At 60.3% G+C, this 16,503-nt stretch carries 17 protein-coding genes and 1 riboswitch; of the genes, 9 read left to right on the top strand and 8 right to left on the bottom strand.

Going from position 1 to position 16,503, the window contains the following annotated elements:
- Positions 1-108: 108 nt before the first annotated feature.
- Positions 109-1,299 carry an O-succinylhomoserine sulfhydrylase gene (metZ, locus tag ACP15U_RS02610; RefSeq protein ID WP_425043562.1) on the bottom strand — a complete coding sequence of 397 codons (1,191 nt, stop codon included), beginning with the start codon at positions 1,297-1,299 and terminating at the stop codon, positions 109-111.
- Between the two features lie 63 nt (positions 1,300-1,362).
- A riboswitch (SAM riboswitch) is annotated at positions 1,363-1,440 on the bottom strand.
- Between the two features lie 216 nt (positions 1,441-1,656).
- Between metZ and ACP15U_RS02605 the strand changes: the two genes are divergently transcribed.
- On the top strand, positions 1,657-2,349 hold the full coding sequence (locus ACP15U_RS02605) for a glutathione S-transferase N-terminal domain-containing protein (RefSeq protein WP_425043561.1): 693 nt from the start codon (positions 1,657-1,659) through the stop codon (positions 2,347-2,349).
- Between the two features lie 9 nt (positions 2,350-2,358).
- On the opposite strand, the gene ACP15U_RS02600 is transcribed toward ACP15U_RS02605, so the two are convergent.
- Together ACP15U_RS02600 and ACP15U_RS02595 are read right to left on the bottom strand one after the other, a co-directional pair.
- The gene (locus tag ACP15U_RS02600) at positions 2,359-2,895 is read right to left on the bottom strand and encodes a peptidoglycan-binding domain-containing protein (protein ID WP_425043560.1); all 537 of its coding nucleotides are present in this window, start codon (positions 2,893-2,895) and stop codon (positions 2,359-2,361) included.
- Between the two features lie 75 nt (positions 2,896-2,970).
- The gene (locus ACP15U_RS02595; protein WP_425043559.1) at positions 2,971-3,360 is read right to left on the bottom strand and encodes an OB-fold nucleic acid binding domain-containing protein; all 390 of its coding nucleotides are present in this window, start codon (positions 3,358-3,360) and stop codon (positions 2,971-2,973) included.
- Positions 3,361-3,474: 114 nt separating this feature from the next.
- Here ACP15U_RS02595 and ACP15U_RS02590 point away from each other — a divergent pair, with 114 nt between their 5' ends.
- Positions 3,475-3,798: a 2Fe-2S iron-sulfur cluster-binding protein gene (locus ACP15U_RS02590; RefSeq protein ID WP_425043558.1), complete on the top strand. Its 324-nt coding sequence runs from the start codon at positions 3,475-3,477 to the stop codon at positions 3,796-3,798.
- 113 nt (positions 3,799-3,911) lie between these two features.
- Positions 3,912-4,565, top strand: coding sequence for an FG-GAP repeat domain-containing protein (locus ACP15U_RS02585; protein ID WP_425043557.1), 654 nt, complete (start codon positions 3,912-3,914; stop codon positions 4,563-4,565).
- A gap of 43 nt (positions 4,566-4,608) precedes the next feature.
- On the opposite strand, the gene ACP15U_RS02580 is transcribed toward ACP15U_RS02585, so the two are convergent.
- Positions 4,609-5,223 (bottom strand): LuxR C-terminal-related transcriptional regulator, encoded by a 615-nt coding sequence (locus ACP15U_RS02580; RefSeq protein WP_425043556.1) that lies wholly within the window; start codon positions 5,221-5,223, stop codon positions 4,609-4,611.
- Positions 5,224-5,343: 120 nt separating this feature from the next.
- Positions 5,344-6,606: a phosphoribosylamine--glycine ligase gene (purD, locus tag ACP15U_RS02575; protein ID WP_425043555.1), complete on the bottom strand. Its 1,263-nt coding sequence runs from the start codon at positions 6,604-6,606 to the stop codon at positions 5,344-5,346.
- A 195-nt stretch (positions 6,607-6,801) separates the two neighbouring features.
- Between purD and xseA the strand changes: the two genes are divergently transcribed.
- Positions 6,802-8,286 (top strand): exodeoxyribonuclease VII large subunit, encoded by a 1,485-nt coding sequence (xseA, locus tag ACP15U_RS02570; protein WP_425043554.1) that lies wholly within the window; start codon positions 6,802-6,804, stop codon positions 8,284-8,286.
- A gap of 76 nt (positions 8,287-8,362) precedes the next feature.
- Here xseA and ACP15U_RS02565 read toward each other — a convergent pair whose 3' ends face one another.
- Together ACP15U_RS02565 and ACP15U_RS02560 are read right to left on the bottom strand one after the other, a co-directional pair.
- Positions 8,363-8,695: a hypothetical protein gene (locus tag ACP15U_RS02565; protein WP_425043732.1), complete on the bottom strand. Its 333-nt coding sequence runs from the start codon at positions 8,693-8,695 to the stop codon at positions 8,363-8,365.
- Positions 8,696-8,756: 61 nt separating this feature from the next.
- Entirely contained in the window at positions 8,757-9,839 is a 1,083-nt protein-coding gene (locus ACP15U_RS02560; RefSeq protein ID WP_425043553.1) for an alkane 1-monooxygenase, read from the bottom strand.
- Between the two features lie 195 nt (positions 9,840-10,034).
- Here ACP15U_RS02560 and ACP15U_RS02555 point away from each other — a divergent pair, with 195 nt between their 5' ends.
- From ACP15U_RS02555 to ACP15U_RS02535, 5 genes are all read left to right on the top strand, one after another.
- A complete protein-coding gene (locus ACP15U_RS02555; protein WP_425043552.1) occupies positions 10,035-10,676 on the top strand; it encodes a lysoplasmalogenase in 642 nt (213 codons plus the stop codon).
- Between the two features lie 69 nt (positions 10,677-10,745).
- The gene (ftsY, locus tag ACP15U_RS02550) at positions 10,746-12,074 is read left to right on the top strand and encodes a signal recognition particle-docking protein FtsY (RefSeq protein WP_425043551.1); all 1,329 of its coding nucleotides are present in this window, start codon (positions 10,746-10,748) and stop codon (positions 12,072-12,074) included.
- Positions 12,075-12,129: 55 nt separating this feature from the next.
- Positions 12,130-13,035 (top strand): EamA family transporter, encoded by a 906-nt coding sequence (locus tag ACP15U_RS02545; RefSeq protein WP_425043550.1) that lies wholly within the window; start codon positions 12,130-12,132, stop codon positions 13,033-13,035.
- A gap of 17 nt (positions 13,036-13,052) precedes the next feature.
- Positions 13,053-13,661 carry an inner membrane-spanning protein YciB gene (locus ACP15U_RS02540; RefSeq protein ID WP_425043549.1) on the top strand — a complete coding sequence of 203 codons (609 nt, stop codon included), beginning with the start codon at positions 13,053-13,055 and terminating at the stop codon, positions 13,659-13,661.
- An 84-nt stretch (positions 13,662-13,745) separates the two neighbouring features.
- Positions 13,746-14,414 (top strand): Crp/Fnr family transcriptional regulator, encoded by a 669-nt coding sequence (locus ACP15U_RS02535; RefSeq protein WP_425043548.1) that lies wholly within the window; start codon positions 13,746-13,748, stop codon positions 14,412-14,414.
- Between the two features lie 554 nt (positions 14,415-14,968).
- On the opposite strand, the gene ACP15U_RS02530 is transcribed toward ACP15U_RS02535, so the two are convergent.
- A complete protein-coding gene (locus ACP15U_RS02530; protein WP_425043731.1) occupies positions 14,969-16,405 on the bottom strand; it encodes a Do family serine endopeptidase in 1,437 nt (478 codons plus the stop codon).
- Positions 16,406-16,503: the final 98 nt, after the last annotated feature.

The raw sequence follows: 16,503 nt of genomic DNA, 5'->3' as shown, positions 1-16,503 counted from the left end.
GGCTCGCTTGCGGCATCTTTAGGTTCTTTTCAGGGGATTTCCCCAAATCTCACCGGTTTCTTGCCGTTTCGTGCAGCGGCTCACTGGCCCCTGCATGGGACTGCAGCGTCAGATATTCACCGCCTTGTCCAATGCCTGAAGAACGTCGTCGACCAGATCCCCGGCATCCTCAATGCCAAGGGACACCCGCACCAGTCCGCGGGAAATACCCAGATCGGCGCGCTGGTCTTCTGTCAGGCGCTGATGGGTTGTGGTCGCCGGATGGGTCACGATCGTTTTGGCATCACCAAGATTGTTGGAAATCACCCCGATCTGAAGCGCATCAAGGAACGCGAAGGCGGCCGGTTGGCCACCTTTCAGATCCAGCGAAAGAACCGTGCCGCCCTTGCCCATCTGAGCCTGGCACAGGGCATTTTGCGGATGCTCTTCCAGTCCGGGATACAGAACCCGCTCGACTGCAGCATGGCCCTTGACCGCTTCGGCCACGGACAGCGCATTGGTGGCCTGCACATTGACCCGCAAACCCATCGTTTCCAGACCCTTGAGCAAGACCCACGCATTGAACGGGCTCATGGCGCCGCCCGTATGCTTTAGATACGGCTCCAGCGTCTTGCGAATGAATTCTCTGGTTCCGAGCACCACACCACCCAGAACACGCCCCTGCCCGTCGATATGCTTGGTGGCGGAATAGATGACCACGTCCGCCCCCTGTTCGATCGCCTTCGAAAAGACCGGAGTGGCAAAGACATTGTCCACGAGCACCGTCGCGCCAACCGCATGAGCCAGTTCCGACACGGCAGCAATGTCGATCACTTCCAGCGTCGGGTTGGAGACGGACTCGAAGAACACCGCCCGAGTGTCGGGTCGGATCGCCGCCCGCCATTGGTCGAGATCTGTGCCGTCCACAAATGTGACTTCGACCCCGTAGCGAGAGAGGATGTCTTCTAGAATGTAGAGACAGGAGCCGAACAGCGCCCTAGCAGACACCACATGATCTCCGGCTTTCAGCATCGAGGTCAGCGCTCCGGAAACGGCAGCCATGCCGGACGCCGTGGCGAATGCATCTTCTGCCCCTTCGAGCAAGGCAATCCGCTCTTCGAACATCCGGACAGTCGGGTTGCCATACCGCGCGTAGATGAATTCGTCTTCACCCGCCTCTATGAACCGTGCTTCGGCGGCCTCGGCGCTTTCATAGACGAAGCCCTGCGTGAGATAGATCGCCTCGCTCACCTCGCCATACTGGCTGCGGCGGGTGCCCCCATGAACGGCGCGGGTGCGTGTTTTCCAGTTCTTGCTCATTGTCGTGTCCTTCCGCCCGTGGCTCGGGCAACAAAAAATCCCCAGACGCGGCCAAGCGAAAGGGGATCCTTCATCCTGACCTTTTAGCGGTGTTGTTTAACGTGGCCCGCAATCCGGTTACAAATCGCCACGGTTCTGGGCGCGGAGATACGCGTTCCCCGGCGTCACGTCAAGCCTCCCTTCGCCTCTGGCGGGAGCTCGGCGCTGCACTAGCTCCGCAACGGCTTGGCGCATCACATTACGTTTACGGCTGTGGCCAAACCGAAAAAACCAACTGACATGATCCGGCGGACAGGGCTAAGTGACAAGGCTACCGATCGGACCTGACGGGTCTTTTTGTAATGGGAACGCGACGACATGACGATAGACCTGTTTTACTGGCCGACACCAAATGGCTGGAAGATCTCCATCGCGCTGGAAGAAATGGGATTGCCCTACAAGCTGAACCTCATCGACATCTCCAAGGGTGACCAGTTCAACCCGGACTTCCTCCGGATCGCGCCCAACAACCGGATGCCGGCGATTACTGATCCGGACGGGCCGGGCGGCGAACCGGTGTCCATTTTCGAAAGCGGGGCGATCCTGCTTTATCTGGCGCGCAAGACCGGTCAGTTCGGGGGGAGAACAGAACGGCAGCAAATCGAGATAGAACAATGGCTGATGTGGCAGATGGGCGGGGTTGGACCAATGGCGGGACAAGCGCATCATTTCCTGAAATATGCGCTAAAGATGGATCCGCCGCAGGACCTGCCTTATGCCAAGGACCGCTACCGCGCCGAAGTGGCGCGCCTTTATGGAGTTCTGAACCGGCAGTTGGAAGGTAGGGCGTTTGTTACCGGTGACGAAATGACAATTGCTGACATCGCGATCTGGCCCTGGGCGAGCCTTTGGAACGGTCAGCAGCAGAGCCTTGACGACAAACCGAATCTCGCGCGCTGGCTCGAGGAGATGGCCGCCCGCCCCGGCGTCCAGCGCGGACGGGCCTTGGCGGCTGAGCTTCGGGGCGACATGCAGGACAAAAAGGCGCAAGATCTTCTATTCCGGCGCTGATCCCCGGGCTCAGTCGTCCAGTTCGATCGCGACAAGGCCCAGTTTGCGGGCAGATGCCAGCGACAGGATATCTGAATCGACCCCGTCGGGTTTCTGGAACGTGCGGACAGCCGCTCGGGTGGCACGGTCCATCTCGCTATTGACCGGACCATCATAGAAGCCACGCGCCGCAAGCGCGCGCTGCACCGATGCGTTGAATTCCGGTGTCATCACCTCTGCACAGGGTGTCTCGAACCATGTGTATTTCCGTTCCTGCACGATTTCCTGACGGGTTTCCGTCTTGTAAACAGCCGGTTGAGCGACCGTTCCGTCCGGATTGAGTTCGGCAGGTTTCGTCAGGATCTGATGCGTGACCGTTTCGATCACCGCCGGAGAGTTGAACCGGCCCCAGCAGGTTCCGGGCTCAGCCCAGGATGGCGCCTGCTGGCTGAACCGACTGACAGATCCGGTTCCGTCTGCGGAACATCCGGCAAGGCCGCCAACGACAATCAGGGCTGCCAGCGCAAACGCCTTCGGGCGCAGGGAGTGTTGTCGGATCGGGATCATGCTCGGGCCTTCTGCGGGCGTTTGTTTGCGGCAAAACCTAGCGCAATCTCCCGGCATTCGCAAAGGTTGCGACGTTCAGCCTTGTTCCTGTTGCAACAACCTGTCCAGCATCGCCGAAATATCCTCGATCTCCTCTGCAATCACATGGGTGACTGAATGGGCCCGTTGCATCCGTCCAGTCACCCGAAGCAAGCGCCCCGAGATCACCGCGCGCCGAAAGCGTTCATAGATCTTTCGCCAGACAATCACGTTGACCACGCCGGTTTCATCCTCGAGCGTCACGAAAATCACCCCTTTTGCGGTACCCGGACGCTGGCGCAGGATCACCAGCCCGGCCACGGCAACGCGCGCGCCATCGGGCGGCTCTTCCAGACGCGCCGCTGGAAGACAGGAGGGTGGGCGGGGCCAGTCATCATCTCTGCCAGCTGGCCGGGGGATAGGGGCGACACGCATAAGAACAAACATAGAACAAACAGCCTCAAAGGCCAACCCGCCGCGAGGTCGTTTCAAATGGGGCTGGCATGGCTGCACAGGCTTGACTATTGATCTTGCCGATACGTGAAGAGGAATCGATCCAAAATGGCAAAGATCACTTATATCGAGCACAATGGCACCGAACATGTGGTCGAGGTTGCCAACGGCCTGACCGTGATGGAAGGCGCCCGCGACAACAACATTCCCGGCATCGAAGCCGATTGCGGCGGCGCCTGTGCCTGCTCCACCTGCCACGTCTACCTGCACCCTGACTGGGTCGAGAAGGTTCCAGCCAAGGATGACATGGAAGAGGACATGCTTGATTTCGCCTACGAGCCCGATCCCGCGCGTTCGCGCCTGACCTGCCAGATCAAAGTCACCGACGCTTTGGACGGTCTGGTTGTGCAAATGCCGGAAAAGCAGATCTGATCGGCCTGTTCAGATACCAAACCCGCACCGCGCTCGTTCGTGGTGCGGTTGCCGGTACTCTTCTGACCCTGAAACTGTTGCTACCGACAGCCGCGGCGGCTGGCGACCGGATCGTGTCCGCCCGGTTTACCGAGCCGACCGACCGCTATGCACACGAAGTTCTGGGCGACGCCATCGAATATGGCGGTCTGGAACTAAAGGTTGGCGACGCCTCATCGCAAAACAGAACCACGGTCGTGAAGATCCGCCTGCCCTTGGACCGCGTTTTCGAAGATCTCGTCCCGCGGCTTGCCGACGTGGACGGCGACGGCCTGCCCGAAGCCGTCGTCGTTGAAACGCAGATCGATACCGGCGCACAGCTAGCGATCTATGATACGACGGGGGCCAAACTGGTGGCAACGCCACATATCGGCAGGTCCAACCGCTGGCTTGCTCCGGCTGGAATTGCCGATCTCGACGGCGATGGTCACATCGAGCTGGCCTATGTCGACCGCCCGCACCTGGCGAAAACCCTTCGCATCTGGCGATATGCGGACAGGCAGCTTCGTGAGATCGCCGCCCTGCCCGGCCTGACCAATCACCGCATCGGTGAGGATTTCATCACCGGCGGCCTGCGCCAATGCGGCGAACGACCCGAACTGATACTGGTCAGCGGGGATTGGCGGCGGATCGTTTCGGTCAGCTTTGATCGATCGGCCGGCTGGCAGGTCAACGATCGCGGTGCTTTCAAAGGGCCATCCAGCGTTCAGTCCGCGTTGGAGTGTTGAAAAAACGCCGGATCCGAAAGGCGCCCAGCAAAACAGACGAATCTCATGGAGCCGACCGAACCACGTGGTCGCCGTCGATATCTCCGAGTGACTGGAACAGAGCGGCGGTGTTGCTGACCCCGAACTTTTTGAGCAAGCGCGCCCGATGCACTTCGACCGTGCGATAGCTCAACGACAATTCACGGGCGATTTCCTTGCTGGTCTTGCCCTCGCCCAATAGCGAAAACACCTCGCGTTCCCGTTGTGTCAGAGGTTGATAGGGACGGGTCTCCGAAAGATCTGCAAAGCTCCAGACTGCGCGCCCCAACGGGTCTTCGGGGGTAAAGGTCTGCCCTCGGACGCGGCACCAGAAAAGATCTCCGTCGTGGCGGCGCATGACCCGTTCATCCCAATAGAGATTGCCCTCGCCAAGATCTTTGTCGCCCCTGTGCAGGACGTTCTGAAATTCGGCTTCGGTCGGGTAGAGAAAGGCGAACAGCTGATCAAGCAATTCGTCGCGCGTATAGCCGAACATCTCGCAGAATCGGCGGTTGCATTCTCGGATCACCCGCGCTTCGGTCACCACGATGCCCACAGGAACCCAGTCAAAGGCCAAGGCCCTGAGGTCCCGCGCTTGGTAAAGCGCGTCCAGATCAGATGGCAGTATCGGTTCGCTCATCAGCCGCTCCCAGTTGCGAACCACCTTAACGCGCCGGTTTGATGAAAGAAAACCTTCCGTCGGGACCGGCAGGATGTCAGTCGGTGTTCCGCACGGCTGTCCTGTTCGATAAGGCTGTTCTCAGAGGGCGCGCCATCCAATGTCCTGACGAAAGAAACCACCCGGCCAATCGATCGCGTCGACCATGGCATAGGCCCGGTCGCGGGCGTCCTGCAGGCTGTCCCCCCGCGCGGTGACGTTCAGCACGCGACCACCCGACGCCACTACCGCACCGCCCTCGGCCTTGGTTCCGGCATGGAACACCATGTTGCTGCTATCTTCAGGAAGATCGTCCAGCCCCTTGATCTCTGATCCTTTTTCATAGGAACCGGGATAACCGTTGGCGGCCATCACCACGGTCATTGCATGATCGTCAGCCCAGTTCACGCGCGCTACGGCCAGCCGCCCCTCGGCGGCCGCGTGCATCAGGTCCATTGCCTGTGCACCCAGACGCATCATCAGAACCTGGCACTCGGGATCACCAAAGCGGACATTGTATTCCACCAGCCGGGGCAACCCGTCCTTGATCATCAGCCCCGCATAAAGAACGCCCTGAAACGGGGTTCCGCGCCGCTCCATTTCGGCCATGGTCGGGCGGATGATTTCATCTATCGCCCGCGCCTCGATCTCGCTGCTGAGAACCGGCGCCGGCGAATAGGCCCCCATGCCGCCAGTGTTGAGCCCGGTATCCCCTTCGCCGACGCGTTTGTGGTCCTGCGCGGTGCCGATCGAAAGGATATCCTTTCCATCACAGAGCACGAAAAGCGACGCCTCTTCGCCCTCCATGAATTCCTCGATGACGACCTCGGCCCCGGCTCCGCCAAAGGCACCGCTGAACATGTCATCGACTGCCGCCAGCGCCGTGGCTTCGTCCATTGCCACGATCACGCCCTTTCCGGCTGCAAGCCCGTCAGCCTTGACGACGATCGGGGCACCCTGCCGGCGCACATAATCCTTTGCAGGCCCGGCCTCGGTGAACCGGGCATAAGCTGCGGTAGGTGCGCCTGCGGCATCACAGATTCCCTTGGTGAAGCTTTTTGAAGCCTCAAGGCGCGCCGCAGCGGCCGACGGCCCAAACACGAGAATTCCGGCTTCGCGCAGCCGATCTGCAACGCCGGACGCAAGCGGTGCCTCCGGGCCGACAATCACGAAGTCGATCGCGTTTTCGTCGGCAAAGCTGACCACCGAGCCCCCATGTTCGATATCAAGATTGGCACATTCCGCGATCTGCGCGATCCCGGCATTGCCCGGAGCCACGATCAGCTTGTCACATTTCGGGTTCTGCATCACTGCCCAGGCTAGGGCATGTTCGCGCCCGCCGCCGCCAAGAATGAGAATGTTCATGGGATTCGGATCTCCGATCTGCTTGGCCTCGCTTGCGCGGCGTTTTAGGGTGGCGCAGGCTTGGACGCAACGAGTCAAAATGCCCGACGACGACACCGGTTCCCGCTCCGGTCGCCGTTTGAACAGTCCACAGGCGGAAAACCGGCCCGGGTTCTACCGCCAAGGCCCTCAAATTGCGATCACGAGGCAAGACCCATGACCGACCTTCTCGACGATCCGATCCCGGGACAGAACATGCCGGAATACTCCGTTTCGGAGATTTCCGGAGAAGTGAAGCGCACGCTTGAAGGAGCATTTGGGCGGGTCCGCGTGCGTGGTGAGGTCGGACGCGTGTTCAAGGCCCGCTCCGGCCATCTCTACTATGATATCAAGGATGACCGGAATGTTCTGGCCTGCACCACATGGAAAGGGCAGATCTCGGGTTTGTCCGTGGTGCCGGAAGAAGGTCTTGAGGTTGTCGTGACCGGGCGATTGACCGCCTTCGGGGCGCAGTCCAAATACAACCTGAATGTGGACGAAGTTGCCGTTGCCGGACAGGGCGCGCTGATGGCCTTGTTGGAAAAACGAAAAAAGCAACTGGAATCCGAAGGGCTGTTTGCTCAAGAACGTAAAAAGCCGCTCCCCTATCTGCCGCAAATCATTGGCGTGGTGACTTCACCTTCGGGCGCGGTGATCCGCGACATCCTGCACCGCCTGCGCGACCGGTTCCCGCGCAAGGTGCTGATCTGGCCGGTCGCCGTGCAGGGAAATGCCTGTGCACCGGAAGTCGCCCGTGCCATCGATGGCTTCAACAAGCTCACCCCGGGAGGCGCCCTGCCGCGCCCCGACCTGATCATTGTCGCCCGCGGCGGTGGGTCGATCGAAGACCTGTGGGGGTTCAACGAAGAGATCGTTGCCCGTGCCGTCGCTGCCAGTGAAATTCCGCTGATTTCTGCGGTCGGGCACGAGACGGACACGACGCTGATCGACTATGTTTCTGACCGTCGTGCCCCGACACCAACTGCGGCCGCCGAACTGGCGGTGCCGGTACGGCTGGAACTGCTGGCATGGACCCGCGAACAAGGGGCACGGCTGTCCCGCGCCGCTACGGATGCCGTACAGCGAAGGGCCCAGCGCCTGACCGATCTCGCCCGCGCCCTGCCGCGTGCCGAAAGCCTGCTCGATACGCCCCGTCAGCGATTGGACAGGGCGGCCGAGCGCCTGCCTGTGGCACTGACCCAAGGGGTGCAGCAGCGCCGCCTGCGCCTTGCGGAAACAGCGGCGCATCTGCGCCCTGCCACCATGCGAAGTCTTGTTGAGAACCGGCGCGACCGGCTGGCCAACCTGTCGTCGCGGCTCAGCCTGCGCCCGATCCGACGCGAAATCCTGATGACCCGTGAAAGGCTGGATGTGCTCGGCGAACGGCTGAACAGTGCACAACAGACCCGTATCGACCGCCTGCGCCAGCAGATCGAATCCACCGACCGGCTGCGCGAAACCCTGTCCTACAAGGCGACTCTGGAGCGCGGATATGCGGTCATTCGTGCCGAAGGCGTCGTTGTGACCAGCAAGGAAGAGGCAGGCAAACACGCCAGCCTCGAAATCGAGTTTTCCGACGGCCGCCTTTCCACCGGAGGTGGCACCAAAACCGGCTCGAAGAAACCGAAACCCGAGCCGCCCGGCCAAGGATCCCTGTTCTGAATCCTGCGGTGGATTACTCAGCGATCAAATGACCCGCCGATGGATGTGCCTGCGCACCATTACAGGAGGCTGCCGTTCATACCCCGACATCCGGGCCATGGCAGATCATTTCCTCGTCCACGTCCTCGGACTCGTAGAGTTCTGTTGCTTCCGGATCGTTTTCAAACCGTGCTATCAGCCCGGACCCGCTACGCAGGAACACCCAGCATTGCGGGTCCGACCGGTCCTCGTACAGAAAACAGATCTGATCGTTCTGCTCATACCAGACACCTTCCCGACAATCGCCGTCCAGAAATGACCAGATCACCCTTCGGTTGCTCAAGTAGCGTTCAACCCCATACGGTGTCCCGTCGAAACCATAAAACAAGGTCTTGCCGCGCGTGTAGGCATCAAACTCTTCGGCCGACATTGCGTTCTGCGCCCCGGCGGACACTCCGGCCAGAACCAGAAAGGCACAAGCGAGAATCGGGCTAGATCGCGTCATGCTCGAACTCTGTCAGATCAGACGGTGTCGAACCACCCGTCGCCGGCTCGGTTTGAACAGCGTCATTGTTCGGCAGCCACCGTTCCGTGCGCCGGTCCATGATCTGACGCCAGACCGGCGGCACCATGGCAATCGCCGCCATGACCGGCATGGAGCGAGGCCAGATGGGCATATCCTGCTTATCCAGTCGCAGGTCCGGGAACCGGCGGGCCGGATGCATGTGATGATCGGAATGTCGGGGCGCATTCAGCATCATGGCCGAAGAATACCATTGCGGCGCATTCCAGCTGTGTTGCGGGCCAACCGGTTCGGGCTTGCCGTCACGCAGCAGCCGGCGAAGCCCGTAGTGCTGGATATAGTCGGCCAGCAACAGCTGCATCTGTGCATGAGCCGTCAGAGCCAGCAGCACCAGCGCACCGGCCAACCCGCCGAACGCGAAGGCCAGCACTAACGTCAGAAGCCCACCGCCCACATAGATTACATAGGGATGCAGGCCACCTTTGCGCGAACGGCGCTGGCGCGCTTCGGTCTCGGCCTTCAGTCCCGCCCGGAACGAGCCCAGCCACGCGCGCGGCCAGAAGTGATAGAACCCCTCACCCTTGCGGGCCGAATTCGGATCCCGATCCGTCGCCACATGGACATGATGCACTCTGCGATGCGCCGAAGCATGATGCCCGAACAACAACGAGGAATAAACCGCAACCCCGAGCGCGCGCTCTGCGCGACCGGATCGATGGATCAACTCATGGGCGTTGGAATTGGAAACCTGCCCCAGAAACAGCCCCGACGCGAAGAACAACGCGACAGATTGGGAAGTTGTAAGGTTTCCTCGGGCAATCGCCAGAACTGTCAGTCCTAGCACCAGAAAATGAACCAAGCCCAACACCAGTTCCAGCCGATCCGCACCGTTCTCGGAAAAACGGCGAAGGCCCGGTGCCCGCACACGGTCCAAGGAATAGACCCACGCTGTCATGGACCCCAGCGCCAGCCAGGGCCAGATACCACCAAACAACGCACCAGCAATGACCAGCAGCGCCGGGAGAAGACTTGCCAGTGGAAACCAGATCATCCGTGTCTTTCCTGTATCAGCGACGCCTTTGCGGCCGCCCGCCTCACGTTGCATGACTGCCACGCAGATCAAACATCTGCCGCCCGCCGGTCCATGTCAAACGATCCGGGTAGACGTGCAGGTGACCCTTGGGAACCGTTGCCAATCTGTCCCCTTCGCCGCCAATCTCGAAGCACCAGCCGATTGCGAGACCTCATGCCTGCCTTGATCCTGCCCGCCACCCTTTGCGCCCTGCTCTACCTCCCGCTTAGTCCGCAACGCGCCAGCCTGACCCGCAGCCTCGCCAAAACGCTTGCCGTGGCGCTGCTGGCCCTTGCGGCTTACCTCGGCAACGCCCCAACGCTGCTTGTGCTTGCGCTGACCCTTTGCGCCATCGGGGATCTTCTGCTGGCACAGGAAGGCGACACCACTTTCATGGCAGGCATAGGCGCATTTGCCGCTGGTCACATCGCCTATATCGCGCTGTTTCTGTCTCGTCCTGACAGCGACTTGTCGCGGCTGGTGACATCGCCGGTTTTTCTCGGCACGATTGCCTTTCTGCTCCTCGGGGTCGTAACGGCCCGGATCCTGCCCCCGCGCGCAGGGGAGTTGAAGGGGCCGGTGCTGGCCTACATTCCGATTATTCTTTGCATGGGGCTGGCGGCGCTCACGCTGCCGACCTCGCCGCCGATGGCGCTGGTCCTGCCTTCTGCCCTTGCCTTCATCCTGTCTGACCTGATCCTCGCAGCCGAAAAATTCCTGCTACCTGTCGGGCATTCCGCGCTGCGCCTGACGCCGTTTGCTATCTGGCCGCTTTACTGGGGCGCACAGCTAGGCTTCCTTCTGGCCTTCAGCTGACGCCTTTCTGCCTTTGCAACCGCCGTCGATCCGCATTAGGTGAAGGGAAGATCTTGCGGAGACCATCTGATGGCGTTTTTCTCAAAGCTCAAAGACCGGCTTTTTAAATCCTCTTCCCGGCTCGAACAGGGGCTGGAGGCCATTGTCGAGGATGGCGGCGAGAAAGAACAGGTCGTCTCCAACGCTGGTGCGGATGCTGGGGCCTCGTCGCCAGCCGAACAGATGGTTGCCGAAGCGCGAACAGACACGGCGGTTGATCCCGCTATGGACGACCAGCCCGAGGTTGCAGAGCAGGCACCGTTGACCTCGCCCTCGGAAGCGCCGGCGGAGCAGTTGCAGCCGGATCCGCAACCAACCATCCCCGCTCCGGACCCCGAACCGCAGCCTGTTCCCGAGATCCCGCCAGCTGCCCCGGAACCGGAGCCGCAGGAGATACCTACACCGCGACCCGTCGATCCGGAACCGGTGCAACCTCCTGTGGAGACCCCGCCGCCTATCGACACAGCTCAGCCAGGTCTGCTGGGTCGTCTGTTCAAGCGTCCCGAGGCGAAAACCGTCCTGCGGCGCACCCTTGACGATGACATGCTCGAACAGCTCGAAGAGCTGCTGATCGCATCCGACATGGGGGTCGATACCGCGTTGCGGTTGACTTCGAACATGGCCGAGGGCCGGTTTGGCAAGAAACTATCGACCGATGAGATCAAGTCTTTGCTGGCGCAGGAAGTGACTCGCGTCATGGAACCGGTGGCCCGACCGCTGCCGCTGTATCCGAAAAAACCTCAAGTGGTGCTGGTGGTCGGCGTGAACGGCTCGGGCAAGACCACAACGATCGGCAAACTTGCCTCGCAGTTCAAAGCCGCAGGAAAGAAAGTGGTGATCGCCGCTGGCGATACCTTTCGGGCAGCAGCGGTGGAACAGCTTCAGGTCTGGGGCGAACGCGCGGGTGTGCCGGTGCTGACAGCGCCCGAAGGATCCGACCCGGCCAGCCTTGCCTTTGACGCTTTGACCAAAGCTCAGGAAGAAGGCGCTGACCTGCTGATGATCGACACGGCCGGTCGCCTGCAAAACAGGGCAGACCTGATGGAAGAACTGGCGAAAATCGTCCGGGTCATCAGAAAGAAGGACGAGACCGCACCGCACAACACGTTGCTGGTGCTTGATGCGACAACCGGACAGAACGCGCTGTCGCAGGTCGAAACATTCCGGAAACTCGCGGATGTTTCGGGGCTTGTCATGACCAAACTCGACGGCACCGCCAAGGGCGGCGTTCTTGTGGCGCTTGCTGACAAGTTCGGCCTGCCGATCCATGCCATCGGCGTGGGGGAGCAGATTGACGACCTCGCCCCGTTCGACCCCAAGGACTTTGCCGCTGCTCTGACCGGGCTCGAGGCCCGCTGACGAAAACCACCACTGATTCCCGATTTCGGGAACTGCGACCAGCAAGGGCCCGGATTTGAGCGACTGGCTGATCTCTCTCGAAGGCACTGAAGCCGGACATCAGGCAGCACTCTGGCTGGCGCTGCTGGCAGCTTTTCTGCACGCCGTGTTCGGAGCCCTTCAGAAGGGCCGCCATGACCCGTGGTTGTCGCGTGGCGCGATCGACGCATCCTATTGCCTGATGGCCGCCCCGTTTGCGCTGTTTGTGGTGCCTTGGCCCGAACCGCATATGTGGGTCATCTTCGCGATCGCTTGGCTGATCCACATTCTCTACAAGACCTTGCAGGCGCTGGCCTATACCAAGGGCTCTTACACCGTTGTCTACCCGGTTGTCCGGGGAACCGGGCCACTGTTTACGGTCATCGGAGCATCGTTCATTTTCAACGAGAGCTTTACCCTGACTCAATGGTTGGGCGTGCTAGTCCTGCTGGCCGGGATCTTCGGGCTGGCGATCTACAACCTGATTTTCCTGCAAACCTCGCGGGAGACCCTGCCCATAGCCCTTGGGCTTGCAGCTGTCACCGGCCTGTTCGTTGCACTTTACACGACCTATGACGCCTACGGCATCCGGGCAACCGCCGATCCATTCACGTTTCTTGCGTGGTTTTTCATGATCGACGGTGCAACCTTGCCGTTCTTTGCCTATTTGCGGTGGCGCAATCTGGCCGATCCCCCTGCGCCTGGTCCACTGATGATGCGCGGCCTGATTGGTGGGCTCGTGGCCTTTGCCAGCTTTGGATCCGTGATGCTTGCCACAAGACTGGACAAGGTCGGAGAGGCCGCGGTTCTTCGCGAGACCTCAACCGTCTTCGCCGCGCTGATCGGCTGGCTGGTTCTCAAGGAAACCGTCGGCCCTCGCCGAATTGCCCTGATGACTCTTATCGCGCTGGGTGCGGTGATAGTTGAGATGGGTGGCCAATAAAGGATAAGACCGCTTTCATGGCAGAACAAAAAGATATCAACCCGATTCTAAAACAGATTCTCGAACTGGGGCCGACCGTCGCCTTTTTCCTGATCTACCTCAGGCTACGAGATGAAGTATTCCTCTTCGGCGGAACCGAGTATTCCGGTTTCATCGTCGCAACCATAGTTTTTGTGCCAATCCTTCTGGCCGCGATGGGGATCCTCTGGTTGCTGACCGGAAAATTGAGCCGCTTGCAGATTTTTACCGCGTTCATGGTAGTGTTCTTCGGCGGACTGACCGCATGGTTCAATGACGAGCGGTTCTTCAAGATGAAGACCACGATCGTCTACGGGCTGTTTTCCGGTCTGCTCGGGCTCGGCCTCCTGCAGGGCAGGTCCTATCTTGCCTATGTGATGGGTGAACTGGTGCCGATGGAAAACGAAGGCTGGATGATCCTCACACGGCGGCTCTGCGCCGGTTTTGCCGCTTTGGCCTTGGCCAATGAGTTCGTCTGGCGCACTATGTCCACGGATCTGTGGGTCAAGATTGAAACTTTCGGGTTTCCGCTGCTGCTGTTCGCCTTTCTGTGGTGGCAGATCGTGGCCCTGCAAAAATACATGGCAGATCCCGGTCAGGATCATTGACCGGCAACCCATTCATAAGCGGCCGCGAGTAGAAGGACGCTCGGCAGGCCCAAGCCAAAAGGTCGGAAGATTGAGAACCAGAAGATGAACAATACCCTGCCCGATACCGGGTTTCTCGCGTCCGCCTCCGAGCGTCTGAAACAGATGCTGACGGGGCAGGCGCGCGAGATCCATCTGGAAGCGGGCGAAGTGCTGTTCGAACAGGGCGATGATGGCGACTCGCTCTATGCCGTCATCGAGGGTGCGCTGGAGTTCTCCATTCTCTCCCTCAACGGCCGAAAACTGGTTCTCGACGTTGCCGGACCCGGCGCGGTCTTTGGCGAGATCGCGCTGTTTGATCCCGGCCCGCGCACGGCCACTGTCACCGCATTGGATTCGGGCCGGCTGAGCCGGATTCGCTATGCGGATGTGCTGGCCAAATTCCACCATCATCCCGAGCTGGCAACGGACATGTTGCGGCTGGCCGGGCAGCGCATGCGGCTGATGGGGCATCAACTCAATGAACAGGTCTTTCTGCCGGTGCCGACGCGGCTAGCCCGAAAGATCCTCTATCTGACGCAGGAACTGGCCCCACGTGACACAATCAAAATGTCGCAGTCGGAGCTGGCCGATTTTGTAGGCGCCACCCGCGAGGCCGTGTCCAAAACCCTTTCGGTCTGGAAACGTGAAGGCATCCTTGACGGTTCACGCGGCGGCATCACCATTCTGGATCGCAGCGCCCTGAGCGCCCTTGCCGAACCCGACCAGATCTGACCTGCACCAGCCTTTCTTTTGTCATTCCTATCGCCCCCGATTGATGATCCGGCTTTGCTGTCCGATTCACTGTCTGTGAACAGGATCACATAACTGTTTTGGGAATCGGCCTATGTTGGCTTCATTCAATGCCCTTCTCTTCCGGGGGGCCAATTTTACAAAGACTTTTTAGTACCAAACAATAAGCAAAAAACCGCGTAGCCCATCCCGTTACGTGGCAGCAGGCCGGCCCGCAGCGGTACGTTCCGTGCCAACCGCAGCAATGCGGTCGCAGCGCGGGCCGGTCAGCGTTTACCCCTGATTCGTATGCGCTTGCGCTCCCCACTTTGGCACCCGGCCCGATTTCCTTGACGCGGCGTGTTGTCGTGAAATCTGCACAGTTAAATGACACGCATGGATGAGTTGGCCAGACGCCAGCTCCAAGCGGCCCACACTATGTCGCACGCCCGGATATTGACCGGGGATTGCTCATCCCCAAACCGCCAGTTTCAAAGAGGCCGGCGGGGTGATTATCCCACCGGCCTCAATGCGTCGGCTGTTTCTACAGGGCGGGATCAACCGTCGAGGCTCAGCGCCACAAAGCGCGGTTCGCCATTGCGGCGCACGAGGAGCAGAAGCGATTTGCGACCGGCTTCCTTGGCTTCGGCGATCCGATCGTCAAGATCCGCCAGTGTCACGACCTTTTGCTGGCCAGCCTCGGTGATCAGATCACCGGCTCGCAGCCCTTTCTCGAAGGCCTCCGAGCTTTCGTCAACCGCCATGACAACCAGCCCCTGCGCATCTGCGCTCAGGGAAAGCTCATCGCGGATATCCTCGGTCAGCACACTCAAGGTCAGACCCAGGACTTCCTTTTCGGCAACCGAAGGCGCATCTTCCTCGCCCGGTTGCGCGGCCGGTGTTCCCCGTTCGGCATCTTCGCGGCGCCCCAGGGTGACCAGCACTGTCTGGGTTCCACCCTCGCGGTACACCACCACGCGGACCGATTTACCCACCTCGGTATTGCCAACCTGCCGCACAAGCCCGCGGGTGTCCTTGACCTCGACACCGTCAAAACTGACGATCACGTCACCGGATTGCAGGCCGGCATCTTTTGCCGGGCCATCCGGCACATCCGTGATAAGCGCACCCGTCGCCTTTTCGAGACCCATCGCTTCGGCCACATCTTCGGTCACGTCCTGAATGCGGACACCAAGCCAGCCGCGGCGGGTTTCACCAAATTCCCGCAGCTGATCAACCACTTTGGTCACAACATTGGAGGCCATCGAAAAGCCGATACCGATTGAACCGCCATTGGGTGACAGGATCGCAGTGTTCACGCCGATCACGTTGCCTTCCATATTGAAAAGCGGCCCGCCCGAGTTGCCGCGGTTGATGGCAGCATCCGTCTGGATGTAGTCGTCATAAGTTCCGGACAGAGCCCTGTTGCGTGCGGACACGATCCCGGCAGACACCGAGAACCCTTGCCCCAGCGGGTTGCCCATGGCGATCACCCAGTCACCAACCCGCGCGGTATCACTGTCTCCGAAGGTGACGAAAGACAGAGGCCGATCGGTTTCAACCTTCAAAAGCGCGATATCAGTGTTCGGATCGGTACCGATCACCTTGGCAGGCAGTTTCTTTTTGGGTTGGCCTTCACCGGGAAAGAACTCAATGAGGATCTCGTCAGCCTCGGCGATCACGTGGTTGTTGGTGACGATAAACCCGTCCTCAGAGATCACGAAACCCGATCCCAAAGCTGAAGAACGGCGCGGCCGGTCCCCTTCGCCGTTGCGATCCTGAAACTCCCGAAAGAAATCTTCGAATGGCGATCCCTCGGGAACGATCCCCTGTGGACCCGTTTGCCCTTCGACCATCGTGGAGGTGGTGATGTTGACGACCGATGGGCTGATCCGTTCGGCCAGCGGCGCAAGGCTTTCTGGCCGGGCCTGCACCATCAGAACCTGCGCAAGCAAGAAGAGCGTGCTCAGCACCGTGAGGGCCAGAAGGCGCATCGGAACCGGATCAACGGTAAGGGATTTCGAACGTGCCTTGATTTGCACCGCAGCTCTCCTTCTTGAACGTTCTGAACGGCACAAGCCGCTGTTTGAGG

Origin of the sequence: Primorskyibacter sp. S87, from assembly GCF_049801055.1 — a bacterium.
In the GTDB taxonomy this organism is placed as follows: domain Bacteria; phylum Pseudomonadota; class Alphaproteobacteria; order Rhodobacterales; family Rhodobacteraceae; genus JBNAGF01.
The sequence above is the reverse complement of the archived record's forward strand: the minus strand, read 5'-3'. Positions and strand labels throughout refer to the sequence as shown.